The organism is Oleiphilus sp. HI0123, assembly GCF_001635315.1.
Genome location: NZ_LWGE01001773.1, coordinates 1 through 1,445, shown reverse-complemented (window position 1 = coordinate 1,445; position 1,445 = coordinate 1). Strand labels below are relative to the sequence as shown.

Below are 1,445 nucleotides of genomic sequence, written 5' to 3'. Positions count from 1 at the left end.
AGTTTCAGGGGTTACCCCACGCTTACCACGCACTATTTCATTTATGCGCTGTATAGGAACGCCTAGATGTAATGCCAATGCTTTTTGAGTTACCTCAAGAGGCTCTAGAAACTCTTTGAGAAGAATAACTCCTGGGTGTGTTGCTATGCGATTTGAAGGAATCATAATTTACCTCATATTTAGTGGTAATCCACTATTTGGACATCATGAGCAGCGTTAGAATCCCAGCGAAATACAATACGCCACTGAGAATTAATACGAATACTATGGAAACCGTCTAGGTCACCTTTAAGTAGCTCAAGCCTATTTCCGGGAGGCGACTTAAGGTCATCTAGGTTCTGAGCAGCATTAATAACATCAAGCTTATATAAAACTAACTCATGTATCTGATTGGGCAGCTTTCGTGCCCAACGACTAGAAACACCATTAAACAGATCTGATGTAGTTTTATTGCCAAAGGAAATAATCATTTAGGCATATTAACGAATACACGGTATTCATGCAACATATAACGCCGCAATTTGCGCGACGGAGTTAGATGGCGGCTTGTTTGCGTGTTTTTGCAAACAGGGTGACAGCTCACGGAGTTCCGCAAGATTGCTTTGTTATATTTAATCACGCAGCCTCAAAAGAAACTGAGTGAACGTTACCTAAATTGATATTTTGTTTGGCCTGCCAAAGGTCATAGTTGTCTTGCATTGCCAGCCAGCTTTCAGGACTACGACCTACAGCTTTGGATAGCCTTAATGCCATTTCAGGTGTTACACCACTTTGCCCCTTTAAAATACGGTTAAGTGTCGATGATGCGACATCTAGCTGTTTGGCTAAAAAGCGGCAGCTATAACCGAACGGCTCAAGGTATGTTTCTTTAATGAACTCACCGGGATGAGGAGGGTTATACATGCTCATTAGTGATAGTCCTCGTAATTTAATATGAATGCATTGCCATCTTTGAATTCGAAAGTTACTCGCCAGTTACCATTAACCGAAATAGACCAAATACCTTCACGGTCACCTTTTAATGGGTGCAATTGATAACCTGGTAAATCAACATCCTCGATTACATGAGCAGTATCGATAGCCGCCAGTTGCATTTTCAATTTCCTTGCATGGCTATTCTGAATGCCCGCAGTACTCCCTGATTCAAAGTACTTTTTGAGACCTTTATGCTTAAACGATTTAATCATAAGCTGATGGTAGCATGATGCGCACTACGCATCAATAAATATAACGCCCAGCTCACCGGAGGAGCAAAATTGGCGTGACTTTTTGCTCCAGCAAAAAGCGCGACACATTTTGCGGAGTCCGGTGGAGCTGCTTGTTATAGCTTTTATTGGTATTCAAATTTGGTTTTAGCCTCACCAGTTTCATTTATAGTTAGTGTAAATGACTTCCAATCACCGCCAGTATGCGATTTCATAACTGAGTGAAGCTTAGGCACAACG

General features: G+C 41.7%; 4 protein-coding genes. All 4 read right to left on the bottom strand.

Going from position 1 to position 1,445, the window contains the following annotated elements; genetic code table 11:
* Positions 1 to 165, bottom strand: a 165-nt coding sequence (locus A3761_RS29115; protein ID WP_082870369.1) for a HigA family addiction module antitoxin, incomplete at its 3' end; no start/stop codon positions are given.
* A 14-nt stretch (positions 166 to 179) separates the two neighbouring features.
* A complete protein-coding gene (locus tag A3761_RS23910; RefSeq protein ID WP_068511197.1) occupies positions 180 to 470 on the bottom strand; it encodes a type II toxin-antitoxin system RelE/ParE family toxin in 291 nt (96 codons plus the stop codon).
* 145 nt (positions 471 to 615) lie between these two features.
* The gene (locus tag A3761_RS23905; protein WP_068509680.1) at positions 616 to 909 is read right to left on the bottom strand and encodes a HigA family addiction module antitoxin; all 294 of its coding nucleotides are present in this window, start codon (positions 907 to 909) and stop codon (positions 616 to 618) included.
* Entirely contained in the window at positions 909 to 1,187 is a 279-nt protein-coding gene (locus A3761_RS23900; RefSeq protein WP_068509678.1) for a type II toxin-antitoxin system RelE/ParE family toxin, read from the bottom strand. The genes A3761_RS23905 and A3761_RS23900 overlap by 1 nt, the downstream gene beginning before the upstream one ends.
* Between the last annotated feature and the right edge of the window lie 258 nt (positions 1,188 to 1,445).

What these genes read in the sequence shown, in the direction of transcription:
- A3761_RS23905 (WP_068509680.1), bottom strand. Translation starts at nt 909, where the DNA reads ATGAGCATGTATAACCCTCCTCATCCCGGTGAGTTCATTAAAGAAACA.
- A3761_RS23910 (WP_068511197.1), bottom strand. Translation starts at nt 470, where the DNA reads ATGATTATTTCCTTTGGCAATAAAACTACATCAGATCTGTTTAATGGT.
- A3761_RS23900 (WP_068509678.1), bottom strand. Translation starts at nt 1,187, where the DNA reads ATGATTAAATCGTTTAAGCATAAAGGTCTCAAAAAGTACTTTGAATCA.